14 protein-coding genes are annotated in these 15,725 nt (G+C 67.0%); 4 read left to right on the top strand and 10 right to left on the bottom strand.

Going from position 1 to position 15,725, the window contains the following annotated elements; genetic code table 11:
• Window positions 1–102: 102 nt before the first annotated feature.
• Window positions 103–876 carry an SDR family oxidoreductase gene (locus tag MMG85_RS01235; protein WP_241044223.1) on the bottom strand — a complete coding sequence of 258 codons (774 nt, stop codon included), beginning with the start codon at window positions 874–876 and terminating at the stop codon, window positions 103–105.
• Between the two features lie 194 nt (window positions 877–1,070).
• Here MMG85_RS01235 and MMG85_RS01240 point away from each other — a divergent pair, with 194 nt between their 5' ends.
• Window positions 1,071–1,928, top strand: coding sequence for an AraC family transcriptional regulator (locus MMG85_RS01240; RefSeq protein WP_241044226.1), 858 nt, complete (start codon window positions 1,071–1,073; stop codon window positions 1,926–1,928).
• Here MMG85_RS01240 and moeB read toward each other — a convergent pair whose 3' ends face one another.
• The 9 genes from moeB to ndk form a co-directional block, all read right to left on the bottom strand.
• Window positions 1,929–3,083 (bottom strand): molybdopterin-synthase adenylyltransferase MoeB, encoded by a 1,155-nt coding sequence (moeB, locus tag MMG85_RS01245; RefSeq protein ID WP_277399678.1) that lies wholly within the window; start codon window positions 3,081–3,083, stop codon window positions 1,929–1,931.
• 18 nt (window positions 3,084–3,101) lie between these two features.
• Complete coding sequence (gene glp / locus MMG85_RS01250) at window positions 3,102–4,319, bottom strand: gephyrin-like molybdotransferase Glp (protein ID WP_241044229.1); 1,218 nt, start codon at window positions 4,317–4,319, stop codon at window positions 3,102–3,104.
• Entirely contained in the window at window positions 4,316–5,716 is a 1,401-nt protein-coding gene (gene der / locus MMG85_RS01255) for a ribosome biogenesis GTPase Der (protein WP_241044231.1), read from the bottom strand. The genes glp and der overlap by 4 nt, the downstream gene beginning before the upstream one ends.
• A gap of 180 nt (window positions 5,717–5,896) precedes the next feature.
• Entirely contained in the window at window positions 5,897–7,075 is a 1,179-nt protein-coding gene (gene bamB / locus MMG85_RS01260) for an outer membrane protein assembly factor BamB (RefSeq protein ID WP_241044232.1), read from the bottom strand.
• Window positions 7,072–7,707, bottom strand: coding sequence for a tetratricopeptide repeat protein (locus MMG85_RS01265; protein WP_241044233.1), 636 nt, complete (start codon window positions 7,705–7,707; stop codon window positions 7,072–7,074). The genes bamB and MMG85_RS01265 overlap by 4 nt, the downstream gene beginning before the upstream one ends.
• Before the next feature lie 61 nt (window positions 7,708–7,768).
• A complete protein-coding gene (locus tag MMG85_RS01270) occupies window positions 7,769–8,587 on the bottom strand; it encodes a helix-turn-helix domain-containing protein (protein WP_241044234.1) in 819 nt (272 codons plus the stop codon).
• The gene (gene pilW / locus MMG85_RS01275) at window positions 8,584–9,405 is read right to left on the bottom strand and encodes a type IV pilus biogenesis/stability protein PilW (protein WP_241044235.1); all 822 of its coding nucleotides are present in this window, start codon (window positions 9,403–9,405) and stop codon (window positions 8,584–8,586) included. Before pilW ends, MMG85_RS01270 begins: the two co-directional genes overlap by 4 nt.
• Window positions 9,395–10,618, bottom strand: a complete 1,224-nt coding sequence (gene rlmN, locus MMG85_RS01280) for a 23S rRNA (adenine(2503)-C(2))-methyltransferase RlmN (protein ID WP_082563398.1) — start codon at window positions 10,616–10,618, stop codon at window positions 9,395–9,397. The genes pilW and rlmN overlap by 11 nt, the downstream gene beginning before the upstream one ends.
• A gap of 10 nt (window positions 10,619–10,628) precedes the next feature.
• Window positions 10,629–11,054 carry a nucleoside-diphosphate kinase gene (ndk, locus tag MMG85_RS01285; RefSeq protein ID WP_055944771.1) on the bottom strand — a complete coding sequence of 142 codons (426 nt, stop codon included), beginning with the start codon at window positions 11,052–11,054 and terminating at the stop codon, window positions 10,629–10,631.
• A 223-nt stretch (window positions 11,055–11,277) separates the two neighbouring features.
• Here ndk and MMG85_RS01290 point away from each other — a divergent pair, with 223 nt between their 5' ends.
• From MMG85_RS01290 to MMG85_RS01300, 3 genes are all read left to right on the top strand, one after another.
• The gene (locus MMG85_RS01290) at window positions 11,278–11,907 is read left to right on the top strand and encodes a TetR/AcrR family transcriptional regulator (protein ID WP_241044236.1); all 630 of its coding nucleotides are present in this window, start codon (window positions 11,278–11,280) and stop codon (window positions 11,905–11,907) included.
• 23 nt (window positions 11,908–11,930) lie between these two features.
• On the top strand, window positions 11,931–14,303 hold the full coding sequence (locus MMG85_RS01295; protein ID WP_241044238.1) for a 3-hydroxyacyl-CoA dehydrogenase/enoyl-CoA hydratase family protein: 2,373 nt from the start codon (window positions 11,931–11,933) through the stop codon (window positions 14,301–14,303).
• A gap of 160 nt (window positions 14,304–14,463) precedes the next feature.
• Window positions 14,464–15,669, top strand: a complete 1,206-nt coding sequence (locus tag MMG85_RS01300; protein ID WP_241044240.1) for an acetyl-CoA C-acyltransferase — start codon at window positions 14,464–14,466, stop codon at window positions 15,667–15,669.
• Window positions 15,670–15,725 lie beyond the last annotated feature (56 nt).

Consider the following 15,725-nt stretch of genomic DNA (forward strand, 5'->3'; position numbering starts at 1 on the left):
GAAGCCGTCTCCTTTGCGATGCGTAGGCAGGACGCCCACGTTATCGCATGGGCGTGCTGCGCGACATCGCCGGACGCGCATGGCGCGTCCGGGCCGGGGTGCCTACTTCGTGGTGTAGCCACCGTTGATGAGGATGGTCTGGCCGGTGATCCACCAGCCGTCGCTGACCAGGTGGCGGATGAAGGGCACCACGTCCTCGATATCGGTCAGGCCGGTCTTGCTGTGGGGCGACAGCGCCGCGGCAGTCTTGTGGTACGCCACGGCGTCCGCCCCTTCGGCGGGATAGAAGAAGGGCGTGTCCATCGGGCCCGGGCCGACGGCGGTCACCGAGATGCCGCGCGCACCGAACTCCTTGGCGGCGGCGCGGGTGAAGTGCTCCACCGGCGCCTTGGTGCCGGCGTACGACGCATAGAGCGGCGTGAACGCGCCCAGCAGCGAGGTGACCAGCGTGACCACCTTGCCGTTGTCGTTGACGTGCTTGCCGGCTTCCTTGAGGAAGAAGAACGCGGTCTTGGCGTTCACCGCCGACATGTCGTCGTACTCGGCTTCGGAGATCTCCGCGATCGGCTTCTTCAGCACCTTGCCGACCGTGTTGATGGCGATATCGGGACGACCGACGGCAGCGACGGTGTCGGCGAACAGGCGCTCCATCGCGTCGGCACGGGTCAGGTCGCCCTGCAGGGCGACCGCCTTCGCACCGGCGGCTTCGACGGCGGCGACCGTCGCCTCGGCCTCTTCCTTGCTGGCCGCGCTGTTGTAGTGGATGGCAACGGCGCGGGCGCCCTGCCCGGCCAGGTCGCGGGCGATCAGGCCGCCCAGATTCTTGGCGCCACCGGCGATGAGGGCCACTTTGCCGCGGATGGAATGATCGATCATGCAGTGCTCCTACAGGGGTTCAGGACAGGAAAGCTCCGGCCGGCGCGCCCTGAGTAGGCAGCCGTACGGAACGGTCCTAAGATGCGTGCGAAGCAGTCCATCCGGCTTTCACGATGTCCGATCCACTGTCAAATTCTCCGGCGCACGATGGGTGGGACTCCTCACGCGAGCCGACCGGAGCCTCCCCGGCGGCGATGCCGCCTTACGCGGTGCTGGCACAGGCGCACTGGCCGGGCGTGGAGTTTCTGGTCTGTCGCGAAGACATCCGCCAGCGCACGCTGTGGGCCATCGACCAACCGCGCCATACGGTCATCGTCCACCTGGGCGGCACGATGCGCGAACTGGATACCGAGATCGACGGTGCCGGGGCGACGCACGCGCCGCCCTCACCCGGCGACATCTGGCTGGTGCCGGCCACGCGGCGCTATGCGAGCCAGGCCCGCGGACAGGTGATCACCTACGCCGAGTTGCGCGTCTCTCCCCTGGCCGATGTGGAAACAGGGGAACAGACACGGATGCCTCTCGAGGACCTGATGCCGCGCCTGGGCCACCGCGACGAGTTCCTGCACTACAGCGTGGCGCGACTGGGCCGGCTGAGCCAGCAGTGCGACGACCTGTCGGTGATGATGGCCGACCGGTTGCAGCGGGTGCTGCGCCAGCATCTGTACGACGGCTACCGGTTGCCCGTGGCGGCAAGGCCAGCGCCCGCTTCGTTGTCACCGCAGGTGGCGCGTCGCCTGTGCGAGTACATCGAAAGCGCGCTGGACCAGCGCATCACGCTCGCTGGGCTGGCCACGCTGGCCGACATGAGCGTGCACCAGTTGCTGATCGCCTTCCGTCGCAACTTCGGCACCACGCCGGCGCAATACATCCTGGCGCAACGCCTGCGTCGCGCCCGCTGGCACCTGCTCAATGGCAACGCCGACATCGCCGACATCGCCTTCGATTGCGGTTTCGCCAGCCACAGCCACCTGAGCGCCGCGTTCAAGCGCGACACCGGCATCACCCCGCGCCAGTTCCGCGAAGGGCTGCGCATGCGCGCGGTCTTCTGATCAGGCCGTCCGGCAGAACGCGGCGTAGTCGATGTAGCCGGGGAATGGCCGCCCGGCGGCGCAGACCGGGCAGTCCGGGTCGTGGCGCAGGCGGGTCTCGCGGAAGCGCATGGCCAGCGCATCGAAATGCAGCAGGCGGCCAGCCAGGGTTTCGCCGACACCGAGCAGCAGCTTGATCACCTCGGTGGCCTGGAGCAGGCCGATCACGCCGGGCAGCACGCCGAGCACGCCCGCCTCGGCGCAGTTGGGTGCGAACGCCGGCGGCGGCGGTTCCGGGAACAGGCAGCGGTAGCACGGCTGCTCACCGCGGTGGCGTCCGGCGTCGAACACGCTGACCTGCCCCTCGAAGCGCTGGACCGCGCCGTACACCAGCGGCTTGCCCAGCTTCACGCAGGCATCGTTGAGCAGGTAGCGCGCCGGAAAGTTGTCCGCGCCATCCAGCACCACGTCCACACCTTGCAGCAGACGCTCGACGTTCGCGGCGGTGACGCGCTCGGCCACGGCTTCCACCTGCGTGCGCGGATTGAGCGCGGCCAGCGTCGCCTGCGCCGACGCCACCTTCGACACGCCGATGCGGGCTTCGGTATGCAGGATCTGGCGCTGCAGGTTGCTGCGATCGACCACGTCGTCATCGGCGATGCGCAACTGCCCCACTCCCGCGGCGGCCAGGTAGAACGCGGCCGGCGAACCCAGCCCGCCCGCGCCGATCATCAACACCCGCGACTGCTGCAGCCGCTGCTGGCCGGCCACGCCCACTTCGGGCAACAGCAGGTGGCGCGAATAGCGCTCGTTGAAGTCGCGTGTGTCCGCCGACAGGGCCGGCACCACGACCGGGCGTTGCTCGTCGATCCAGCGCGAGGTTCCGCCGGCAACCGAGGCCAGGCGGGTGTAGCCGGCGGCGTCCAGCACGCGGGCGGTCTCCATCGAGCGGCCGCCTTTCTGGCAGATCAGGACGATGCTGGCATCGCGGTCCGGCAGATGCGCGGCGGGATCGCGTTCCAGCACCGCCTTGGCGATGCCGAGCGCGCCTTCCGCCTGTCCGCTGGCGCGCTCGTGCTCCTCGCGCACGTCGATGAACACGCTGCCCTGTGCGAGCAGTGCGGCAACGTCACTTGGATCGATTTCGCGGATGGCCATGCGGTGATTATCGCGCAAGTCGCCATGCTGTCCGCCTCAGCAGGCGATCACGTCGACCACATCGCCCGCGTTGAACTCGCGTGCGCCCTCGGGCAGCACGATCAGCGCATTGCTGTCGGCCGCCGCGCGCAGCTGGTGCGAGGCATCGGCCGCATTCGGCATGACCTGCAGGCGACCATCGGCTGCGCTTTCAAGCCAGCCCCGCAGGAATTCCCGTCGCTCATGCGTCTTCCGCCAGGGCGCACCGAGGACCGCCTTGCACTGCGAACGCGGCTCGCGGCGGCGCTGCAGGCCATCGAGCACATCGCGACCCAGGGTCAGGAACGTCGCCAGTACGGACACCGGATTGCCCGGCAGGCACAGGAACAGGGCGCGATCCATCTCTGCGAACAGCACCGGCATGCCCGGCTTCATGCGCACCTTCCAGAAGTGGATGCGGCCATGCGCGGCGAGCAGGCCGGGCAGATGGTCCTTCTCGCCGGCAGACACGCCGCCGCAGGTGATGACCACGTCGAAGGCCGCGGCGGCGTCGGTCAGCACGGTGGTCATGCGGTCGGGATCGTCGGGCAGCGTCGGCCACGCCGTCGGCTCCAGGCCTTCGGCGCGCAGCAGGCCCATCAGCAACTCGCGGTTGCTGTTGTAGATCTGGCCCGGCGCCAGTGGCAGCCCCGGCTCCACCAGTTCGTCGCCGGTGGTGAAGACGGCGACGGTCGGGCGTTGCGCAACGGCCAGCGATGCGACACCCAGTGCCGCAGCGAGTGACACCCGCGCCGGCGTCAGCAGCGACCCTTCCCCGAGCACGCGCACGCCCGCCGGCACGTCTTCGCCAGCCCGGCGTACATCCGCGCCGCGCGACAGGCCGGCAGGTATCCGGACGAAGCCGTCCTGCTCGACACAGTCTTCCTTGATGGCCACCGTATCGGTGCCACCGGGCAACGGCGCGCCGGTGGTGATGCGGACGCATTCGCCCGGGCCGACCTGCCATGCCTGCAGCCGACCCGCGAACTGCTCGCCGACCAGTCGCAGGGCCGTGGCGCCCTCCGCCGACAGGCTGGCATGCGCAAAGGCGAAGCCATCCATGCGGCTGTTGTCGAACGAAGGCAGGGCGATCGACGACGTGATGTCTTCGGCGAGCACGCGGCCGCTGGCGCGCGTGATGGGCACGCGTTCGGCCTTCAGCATCCGGTTGCCGGCGACCTCGCGGATGATCTCCGCGGCGGCGGCGAAATCGATGCGGGTCGGGTAACCCGTCACTTGCCGCGCTTGACGTGCCGGATGAGGCGGCGCTTCTTGGCGATCTGCTTCTCGGTCAGCACGTTCTTCTTGCCTTCGTAGGGATTGGCGCCCTCGCGGAAGATGAAACGCACCGGCGTGCCGACCAGCTTGAAGCGCTTGCGGAAGAAGTTTTCCAGATAGCGCTTGTAGGACTCCGGCAGCACCTTCAGGCGCGTGCCGTGCACGATGAAGGTCGGCGGATTGGCGCCGCCCGGATGCACGTAGCGCAGCTTGGAGACATGGCCGCGGATGCTTGGCGGCGGATTGGTCTCGTAGGCGATCTCGAGCGCCTTGTTGACCTCGCTGGTGCCAAACTCCTTGGTCGCCGACGCATGCGCCCGGTGGATCGCCTTGAACAGTTCGCGCAGGCCCGAACCGTGCAGCGCGGAAATCCGCACCACTTCGGCCCATTCGACGAAGCCCAGCTTGCGGGCCAGAAGGGCTTCGGCCTGTTCGCGCTGGTAGGCGGTCAGTCCGTCCCACTTGTTGATCGCCACCACCAGGGCGCGACCGGCATCGAGTACGGCGCCCAGCACGCTGGCGTCCTGGTCGGTAACGCCTTCGGTGGCGTCCAGCAGCAGCACGGCCACCTGGCATTGTTCGATGGCCTGCAGCGTCTTGACCACGCTGAACTTCTCGACCGCCTCTTCCACCTTGCCCTTGCGGCGCAGGCCGGCGGTATCGATCAGGCGGTACTGGCAACCATCGCGCTCCATGTCCACGGCAATGGAATCGCGCGTGGTGCCCGGCACCTCGGACGCGATCATGCGCTCCTCGCCCAGCAGCCGGTTCACCAGCGTGGACTTGCCCACGTTGGGACGGCCGACGAAGGCCACGCGCATCCGATTCGGATCGCTGTCCAGGCCGGCGGTCGCGCCCTCTTCGGGCAGCCGCTGGTGCACTTCCTCCAGCAGGTCGTCGATGCCCTGGCGATGGGAAGCGGAGATGGTGATGACGTCGGCGAAGCCGTAGCGCGCGAAATCCGCGATCGCCGTGGTCTCGTTGATGCCGTCGATCTTGTTGATCACCAGCAACGTGGGGCGCGCGGTCTTGCGTAGCCAGGCAAGAATGTCGTCATCGAGCGCGGAGGCGCCTTCGCGCCCGTCGACGATGAACAGGACGAGGTCGGCTTCTTCGGCGGCCGCACGCGCCTGGCGGGCGGTGGCGCCGGCCAGACCCTCTTCTTCGCCGGCGATGCCGCCGGTGTCGACCACCAGGAACGGATCTTCCTCGTCGAGGCGGCAGACGCCGTAGTTGCGGTCGCGGGTCACGCCGGGCTGATCGTGGACCAGGGCGTCGCGACTGCGGGTCAGCGCATTGAACAGGGTGGACTTGCCGACGTTGGGACGGCCCACCAGGGCGACGAGGGGCAGCATGCAGGAGGCAACCGTGAAGAAGGAGGTCGCCGGAGACTCGCCGCCACGCGGTTGGCGCGGCTGCTCCGGTCGGTCAAGGGGTCGCCATGGTAGCGGAATACGCCTGCGTCCGCGAAAAAGGGCCGCAATGCGGCCCTCTCCGGAGTTCCGAAGGAGTGGCCAGGCCACTCCCTTGGCAGGTCACTTGAAGCCGAACGCGGTCAGGCCGCCTTCCACGTCCTGCACCAGCAGGATGCCGTCAGCGACCACCGGCTTGCCGCGCAGGGCCTTGCCGCCCACCCGCGCGCGCGCTGCCGCTTCGCCATTGTCAGTCTTCAACCAGTGCAGGTAGCCGTCGTAGTCGCCGACCACCGCGTAGTCGCCATGGATCGTCGGCGCCGTCAACGAACGACGGGCCAGCGTGGTGTTCGACCACAGGGCGCTGCCGCTGTACTTGTCCAGGCCCCAGACCGTACCGGCCGGGTCGGACACCACAACAGCACTGCTGGTCACATCCAGACCGCCGGCACCCCCGTTGTCGCGCGTCCACAAGGGGCGACCGGAGGGACCTTCGAGCGCAACCGTTTCCTTCTTGAAGCTGGTGACATACAGCGTCGTGCCTTCGAGCACCGGCGCGCCATCGACGTCCGCCATGCGCTCGAGCTCGCTGCGGCCTTCGGGCATGCCGACGGCCTGCGTCCACATGGGACGGCCATCGTTGGCCGCCAGCGCGGTGACCGTACCGTCGTCGTTGCCCACGAACACCACGCCCGGACCCACGACCACCGGCGCGTTGCCACGCACGGTGAGACTGGGAAGTTCGTTGTTCCAGAACCAGCGGCGCTCGCCCGTCTCCGACGACAGCGCCGTCACCCGTCCGTCATTGGTGCGCACGTAGACCATGCCCTGAACGATGGCCGGCGCGGCGATCACCTCGTTCGGCACCTTGGCCTGCCACTTCTCGGCACCGGTGGCCGCGTCCAGCGCGATCACCTGGCCATCGAGCGTACCCACGACCACCAGGCCCTGCCCGGCACCCGGACCGCCCGACAGGCGCAGGTCGGACTTGGACTGCCATACCTGCTTGCCGGTCTGCAGATCGAACGCACGCACGCCACCTTCGACGGCAGCGGCGTAGACACGTCCGTCTTCCACGGCGGGCACCTGCTGCAGGCCAAGGCGCTTCTCACCCTTGCCGACGTTGGCGCTCCACAGTTTCGAGACCGATGCGGTCGGCGTGATGTCGACGAGTTCGACCGGATCGACCGGCTTCTCGCCTTCCTTGTCCTTGCCGGAGAACCAGCCCTTCACCGTGCTGCAGCCGCCCAGCGCGGCGATGATCGCGGTGGCCGCGACCAGGCGTACCAGGGTGCGCGTCATGCGGCACCTCCGGTCTTCGGCGGCGTACCGCCGGCGTCGATCAACTTCAACTCGACCAGACGGCGCTGCGGGGACACCGCATCCAGCGTGGTCAGTGCACGGGTGTAGGCCTCCTGCGCATCCTTGGCCTTGCCGGTGGCGAGCAGCGCGTCACCGCGCACTTCCAGGCTGGAGGCGTCGTCGGCCTTGTCCAGCACCTTCAGCGCTTCGTCGTGCTTGCCCGCGTCGATCAGCAGGCGGGCGAGCCGCAGGTTCACCAGCGGCCGCAGGGCGTCGTCAGGCGTCAGCGAGCGGAGAGTGGCGATAGCGGCGTCGCGCTCGCCTGCCTGCATCTGCGCCTTGGCCAGCTGCAGACCGGCGACATCGGCATAGAGCTCGTCTTCCTTGACCAATGCGCCCACCGCAGTCTGGGCCTGCTTCAGGTCGCCCTTGGCGAGACCTTCGACGGCGGTCTGATAGCTCTGGTATGCCTGCTCTTTCTTGCCCGCCAGGTCCTTCTGCCACCACTGCCAGCCGAAGATCACGCCCAGCCCCAGGCCCACGCCTCCCAACAGGCCGGCACCATTACTTCTCAGCCAGCTGCGGACACGTTCGCTTTGTTCGTGCTCGTCGAGCAGATCATCAATCGCCATGCGCTCTCTTGCCCCGTCTCAGGCGGGGTCTCGGTCTAGGTTGGACAAACCCGCGCGCGGGTCAGTCAACGACCGGCGCCAGGGAACCCTCAGAGGATACCGTAAAGCGTGCGACATTCGCTCGCTGGTACGGCGCCAGATCCACCGTACTCCCCGCTTGCTGAACCTCGACCGCCGTCGCATCGCCCAGTTTCACGCGACCGACTTCGCCCTGCGCATAGCGGCGCTGATCGCCTGCGCGCAGCAATGCGTGCTCGACCCTGGTTCCGTCCGGCGCATTCACTTCGACCCAGCTGTCGCCCTTGAACGACAGCGACAGCCAGGGCGTTGCCGCGCGCGGCAACGATGCCATGGAAGCCACGTAGGGCGCGGCACGGGGACGACGGGCCGGTCGCGCAGCGTCCGGCGCTTCATCGCCCGCAGCCGACGGAGCGGACACCAGGTCGAGGGACGCCGTGGCGGTGTCGGATGCCGGTCCTGCGGACGGACGCAGCGCCATCCATACCGGCGTCACGATCACCAGCGTCAACACCACATAGACGGCGCGACGCTTGAAGCTCTCGAAGACATACTGGAACCGCGGCGTGTGAGTGTGGCTGACCAGCTCTGCCGGCCTTGCCACCGCCGCATCGGCCTGCTGCAGGAACGGCTCCACGTCCACTTTCAGCAGCCTGCCGTAGCTGCGCAGCTGCCCGCGCACGAACACGGCACCGCCGGACTGGTCCCACTGCCCCGCTTCCAGGGTCTGCAGCACCTTCGCCGGCATCTTCAGGCGCTGGCCGACCTCCTGCAAGGACAGGCCCGCCTGCTCACGTGCTGACCGCAACGCCTCGCCGCACCCCTGCGGCGGGGACACATCCCCGACTACCGATTGCATCATGGCCCTGCATTTCCCCCGGTTGTGACGTCCTGCGCGTCGGGGAACTCCGCCCGAATACGCTGAACATATCGACTGGCAGCGGCCTTGTCGCCGAGTCTGTCCTCGATTTGTGATGCGAGTTTCAACACGGCCGCCGTCGCCGGCCCCGCCGCCAGTCTGCGCTCAACGAAGGCGCGGGCGGACATGTACTGCTGCCTGTGGAACTCGAGCTCGGCCATGGCCTCGAGCGCGACGGCATTGGCCGGCTCGATCTCGAGCGCCCGCCGCAGGTCGCGTGAAGCACGATCATTCTGGCCAGACTTGAGCGCGCAACTGCCCGCATTGGACAGGGCGGAAGCCGGCGTGGCATAGCCCGGCGCCAGGACCGCGCGATCGAACCAGACCAGGGACTCGGCGGCGAAACCATTGGCGCAGAGCCAGGTGCCATAGTTGTTCTGCACCCCGCCGTGCGCAGGCGCCAGCTCGGCGGCACGCCGGTAGTGCTGCCCTGCCAGAACGGCGTTGCCGCGCCGGTCCTCGATGATGCCCAGCAGGGTCACTGCGTCGGTCGAACCCGGCTCGAGCTTCAACGCCGCGCGGGCGTCCTTTTCGGCTTCGTCGGCCTGCCCCGACTGCAAACGTTGCACGGCCCGGGCAAGCAGGGTCCGCACCGTCTGCCGACGTTTCACTTCCGGACTGTCGCTGACCGAGTAATCCTGGGCGATCTGCTCGCCGGACAGATGCTCCATCTTGCCCTTGGGGCGCACGAAGGTCAGGCGACTGCAGGCACTCGCCAGCAGGATGGTGATCAGCAACAGGCAGAACGCCTTACGCTGCATCGTCGATGCCCTGTTCCTGCAACTGCCGGCGGAACTCGGCCTGGCGGCGGGTACGGTCCATCACCTGCCCCTTCAACTGGCCACAGGCGGCATCGATGTCGTCACCGCGGGTCCGGCGCACCATGGTCAGCACCTGCGAATCGAGCAGGAGCTTCTGGAAGGCACGGATGTCTTCCTCGGGCGCCCGCTCGTAGCGCGTTCCCGGGAAGGGATTGAAGGGAATCAGATTGACCTTGCCGGCATCCTTCAATTGCGCGGCATTGCTGAACTTGCGCATCAGCTGCGCGAGCTGGCGTGCATGCTCGGGCTGGTCGTTGACGCCCTTCATCAGCGTGTACTCGAACGTCACCGAGTCGCGCTTCTTGTTCGCTCGCAGATAGCGCACGCACGACGCCATCAGCTCGGCGATCGGATACTTCTTGTTGAGCGGTACCAGTTGCTCGCGCAAGGCATCGTTGGGCGCGTGCAGCGAGACCGCCAACGACACATCCGTCTCGGTCGACAGGCGGTCGATCATCGGCACCAGGCCGGACGTCGACAGCGTGACCCGCTTGCTGGCCAGGCCGTAGCCCAGGTCGTCGCGCATGATGTTCATCGCGCGCACGACGTTGTCGAAGTTGAGCAGCGGCTCGCCCATGCCCATCATCACCACGTTGGTGAGACGGCGGTTCTGCGCGGGGACATTGCCCAGGTGACGCGCGGTCACCCAGACCTGCCCGATGATCTCGGCAGTGGTGAGGTTGCGGTTGAAGCCCTGCGTGGCCGTCGAGCAGAAGGTGCAGTTCAGGCCGCAACCGACCTGCGACGACACGCACAGCGTACCGCGGCTCTTGTCGGGGATATAGACGGTTTCGACGGCATTCTTGCCGTCAACGCCCATACCGAGCAGCCACTTGTGGGTGCCATCGGCGGAGGGCTTGTCGAACACCACCTGCGGAACCACCACCTCGGCATGTTCCTGCAGTTTCGCGCGCAGGTTCTTGCCGAGATCGGTCATCTCGCTGAAGTCGGTGACGTAGCGATGGTGGATCCACTTCATCACCTGGTGTGCGCGGAACTTCTGCTCACCGAGCGTACCGACGAAGAACTGCTCCAGTCCTTCGCGGTCCAGATCCATCAGGTTCTGCTTCGACGACACGGGCACGCCGACAGCCACGGACGGTGCGTCCGTGGCCAGTTTCAACTCGATCGGCGGCAGTTCGTCGCGGCTCATCGCATGTCGCTTAGCGCGAGAACACTTCGGTCGCGGCGAAGAAGTACGCGATCTCGTTGTTCGCGTTCTCGACCGAATCCGAACCGTGCGCCGCGTTGGCGTCGATGGAGTCGGCGAAGTCGGCGCGGATCGTGCCCGGTGCGGCGTCCTTCGGATTGGTGGCGCCGAGGATCTCACGATGCTTCAGTACGGCGTTCTCGCCTTCCAGCACCTGGATCGCGACGGGACCGGAGATCATGAACTCGACCAGCGCGTTGAAGAACGGACGCTCGCGGTGGACGGCATAGAAACCTTCCGCCTCGCGGCGCGAGAGGTGCTTCATCTTCGAGGCGATGATCTTCAGTCCGTTCTTTTCGAAGCGGGCATAGATTTCGCCGATGACGTTCTTGGCGACGGCATCGGGCTTGACGATCGACAGGGTGCGCTCCAGCGCCATGGGGATTCTCTCCGTTTGGGCGGGCCACTGAGGACCCAAGGTTAACATGAAAAACCCGCGTCGAAACGCGGGCTTAGATCAAAAAGCGTAGCGAGATTCTAACGTATCCGGCGGCAAGTTGCAGCGGCCACCGGGGCGCGATTGCTGCTTCGCAACATGACACGCCGTGGCCACGGGCGGACAATCAGTCAAACAAGCGTTTGATTCAGTTTCCGGAGGGGCCATGGGCAACACCACGCATTTCTCGACCAAGGAGCGGATCCTGGGGGCGGCCGAAGAGCTGTTCGCCCAGCACGGCTTTGCGGGCACCTCCTTGCGGCAGGTCACCAGCCGGGCGGACGTCAATATCGCGGCGGTCAACTACCACTTCGGCAGCAAAGAGAACCTGGTCAACGAGGTCTTCCGCCGCCGCATGGACGACATGACCGCTGCCCGGCTGTCACTGCTCGACAAGGCGCTGACCAGCCGCCCCGGTGAGCTGGAACCCATCCTCGCCGCCTTCGTCGAACCCGCCCTGGCGCTGGCCCAAGACCGCCACGGCGGTGGCGCCTTCGTCCGGGTCATCGCCCGCGCCTACGCCGAGAAGAACGACGGGCTGCGCAAGTTCCTGTCCGACCATTACGGCCATGTGCTGCGCGAGTTCGGCAAGGCCATCGCTGCCTGCGTGCCCGGCCTGAGCAAGGAAGAGCTCTACTGGCGGCTGGACTTCTTCTCCGGCGCGCTGACCTACGCCATGGCCGATTTCGGCCTGATCAAGCGCCCCACGGGTGTCACGGAAGCCGCGCACCGTGAGCGGGCCGCCCGTGAACTGATCCGCTTCGCCGAGGCCGGCCTGCGCGCCGACCACACCTAACCCCTGCAATCCGAGGAAATCCCATGTCCAACCCCCTGCTTGTTCGCAAGGCGGCCGTCCTGGGCGCCGGTGTGATGGGCGCGCAGATCGCCGCGCACCTGACCAACGCCGGTGTCGACACCGTCCTGTTCGACCTGCCCGCCAAGGACGGCCATCCCGACGGCATCGTCCACAAGGCCATCGCCAACCTGGCCAAGCTCAGTCCGGCGCCGCTGGCGAGCAAGGCGCTGGCCGACGCCATCACGCCGGCCAACTACGAAACCGGCCTGGAACACCTGAAAGGCTGCGACCTGATCATCGAGGCCATCGCCGAGCGGATGGACTGGAAGCAGGACCTGTACAAGAAGATCGCCCCGTTCGTGGCCGATCATGCGGTGCTGGCGAGCAACACTTCCGGCTTGGGAATCAACAAGTTGGCGGAAGTTCTTCCGGAACAACTTCGCCATCGGTTCTGCGGCGTGCACTTCTTCAACCCGCCGCGCTACATGCATCTGGCCGAACTGATCCCGGCCAAGTCGACGGACGCCTCGGTGCTGGAAGGCCTTGAAGCCTTCCTGACCACCACGCTCGGCAAGGGCGTGGTGTACGCCAAGGACACCCCCAACTTCATCGGCAACCGGATCGGCGTGTTCTCGATCCTGGCCACCGCGCACCATACCGGCGAGTTCAAGCTGGGCTTCGACGAAGTGGACGCCATCACCGGCCCGCTGATCGGCCGCCCGAAGTCCGCCACCTACCGCACGTCCGACGTCGTGGGCCTGGACACCATGGCCCACGTCATCAAGACCATGGCCGACACCCTGCCCGACGACCCGTGGCACCCGTACTTCACGTCGCCGAAATGGCTGGACGCGCTGATCGCCAAAGGCGCGCTGGGCCAGAAGACCGGCGCCGGCATCTTCCGCAAGGTCGGCAAGGACATCGTGGTCCTGGATCTGGAGAAGCAGGACTACCGCGCCTCCGACCGCACCGCGGCGCCCGAGGTGGTCGAGATCCTGAGGATCAGGAACCCCGCCGAGAAGTTCGCCAAACTGCGTGAGAGCCCGCATCCGCAGGCGCAGTTCCTGTGGGCGGTGTTCCGCGACCTGTTCCACTACAGCGCCTATCACCTGGCCGACATCGCCGAGACCGCGCGCGACGTCGACCTGGCCATCCGCTGGGGCTACGGCTGGTCGCTGGGTCCGTTCGAGACCTGGCAGGCCGCCGGCTGGAAGCAGGTGGCCCAGTGGATTGCCGACGACATCGTGGCCGGCAAGGCGATGAGCAGCGCGCCGCTGCCGAACTGGGTGTTCGACGGCCGCGAAGGCGTGCATGCCGCCGAAGGCAGCTACAGCCCCTCCAAGAACGCCAAGCTGCCGCGCTCCTCGCTGGCCGTCTACCAGCGCCAGCGCTTCCCTGATCCGCTGCTGGGCGAAGTGTTCCCGCAGGGCGAAACCGTGTTCGAGAACGACGGCGTGCGCCTGTGGACCGACGGCGACGGCATCGGCGTGGTCAGCTTCAAGACCAAGATGCACACCGTCTCGGATGCCGTTCTGGACGGCTTGCAGGAAGCGATCTCGGTCGCCGAGCAGAAATTCAAGGGTCTGGTGATCTGGCAGCCGAAGGAGCCCTTCTCCGCCGGTGCCGATCTGGCCGGCGCGCTGGGCGCGCTGCAGGCCGGCAAGATCGCCGAGTTCGAGGCGATGGTCGCCAACTTCCAGGCCACCAGCCAGCGCATCAAGTATTCGCTGGTACCCGTGGTGGCCGCCGTGCGCGGCCTCGCGCTGGGCGGCGGGTGCGAGTTCCAGATGCACAGTGCCCGCACCATCGCGCACCTGGAGAGCTACATCGGGCTGGTCGAAGCCGGCGTCGGCTTGCTGCCGGCCGGCGGCGGCTTGAAGGAGATCGCCGTTCGCGCCTCGCAGGCGGCCGGTCCGGGCGGCGATGTGTTCGCCGAGTTGAAGAAGACCTTCGAGACCGTGGCGATGGCCAAGGTGTCGGCATCTGCCGTCGAAGCGAAGGAGCTGGGCCTGGTGCGTGCCGGCGACAAGGTCGCCTTCAACGCTTACGAGCTGCTGCACATCGCCAAGCAGGAAGCGCTTGCGCTGGCCGAGACGGGCTACCGCCCGCCCCTGCCCGCCCGCCGCATCCAGGTGGCCGGCGACGTCGGCATCGCCACCTTCAAGATGATGCTGGTCAACATGCTGGAAGGCCGCTTCATCAGCCCCTACGACTACGAGATCGCCGTGCGCATCGCCACCGTGCTGTGCGGCGGCGAGGTCGACCGCGGCGCGCTGGTCGACGAGGAATGGCTGCTCAAGCTGGAACGCCAGCACTTCGTCGAACTGGCCCAGCAGGAAAAGACCCAGGCCCGCATCGCGCACATGCTGAAGACCGGCAAGCCGCTCAGGAACTGAGAATCGGGAATGGGGAGTCGGGAATGGCAACAGTCAGTTCCCGGCTCCACGTTCCCTCCCTAATTTTCTGCCGGGAAGCAGGAATGCCGCAGATCGCACGAATCCGCCTTTACGATTCTCGACTCTCCATTCCCCATTCCCGGCTTTCGGAGAAAGCCAAGTGAGCAAGCAAATCCAGGACGCCTACATCGTCGCCGCCACCCGCACGCCGGTCGGCAAGGCGCCGAAGGGCGTATTCCGCAACACCCGCCCCGACGACATGCTGGCGCATGTGCTGAAGTCGGTCGTGGCGCAGGCGCCGGGCATCGACCTCAACCGCATCGACGACGCCATCATCGGCTGCGCGATGCCCGAGGGCGAGCAAGGCATGAACGTGGCGCGCATCGGCCTGCTGCTGGCGGGCCTGCCGAACACGATCGCGGCACAGACCATCAACCGCTTCTGCTCGTCCGGTCTGCAGGCCGTGGCGATGGCGGCCGACCAGATTCGCCTGGGCAATGCCGACCTGATGCTGGCCGGTGGCACCGAGAGCATGAGCATGGTGCCGATGATGGGCAACAAGGTCGCCATGGCGCCCAGCGTGTTCGACAACGACCACGTGGCCATCGCCTACGGCATGGGCATCACCGCGGAGAAGGTCGCCGAGGAATGGAAGATCTCGCGCGAGGACCAGGACGCCTTCGCCGTCGCTTCGCACCAGAAGGCATTGGCTGCGCAGGCGGCGGGCGAGTTCCGGGACGAGATCAGCCCTTACCGGATCATTTCCCGCCAGCCCGACCTGGCCGGCAACACCGTGCGCCTGAAGGAGCTGCTGGTCGAGCAGGACGAAGGTCCGCGTGCCGATACCTCGCTGGAAGGCCTGGCCAAGCTGCGCACGGTGTTCCGCAATCCGCAGTTCGGCGGCACGGTGACGGCGGGTACCTCGTCGCAGATGAGCGATGGTGCGGCCGGCGTGTTGCTGGCGTCGGAACAGGCGATCAAGGATTACGGCCTGACTCCGCTGGCCCGCTTCGTCAGCTTCTCCGTGGCGGGTGTGCGTCCTGAAGTGATGGGTATCGGCCCGATCGCGGCGATCCCGAAGGCATTGAAGCAGGCCGGCCTGACCAAGGACCAGTTGGACTGGATCGAACTCAACGAAGCCTTCGCCGCGCAGGCGCTGGCGGTGATCCGCGACAGCGATCTGGACCCGTCGAAGATCAACCCGCTGGGCGGCGCCATCGCGCTGGGCCATCCACTCGGCGCGACCGGTGCGATACGCACCGCGACCATCGTGCACGGCATGCGCCGGCACCAGAAGAAGTACGGCATGGTGACCATGTGCATCGGCACCGGCATGGGCGCGGCCGGCATCTTCGAGTCGCTGTAAGCGCGTCCACACTGGGTAATGGGAAATGGCGCCTTGGGGCGCCATTTCTTTTGGGT

The organism is Pseudoxanthomonas sp. LH2527 (assembly GCF_022539275.1).
Classification (GTDB): Bacteria; Pseudomonadota; Gammaproteobacteria; order Xanthomonadales; family Xanthomonadaceae; genus Pseudoxanthomonas_A.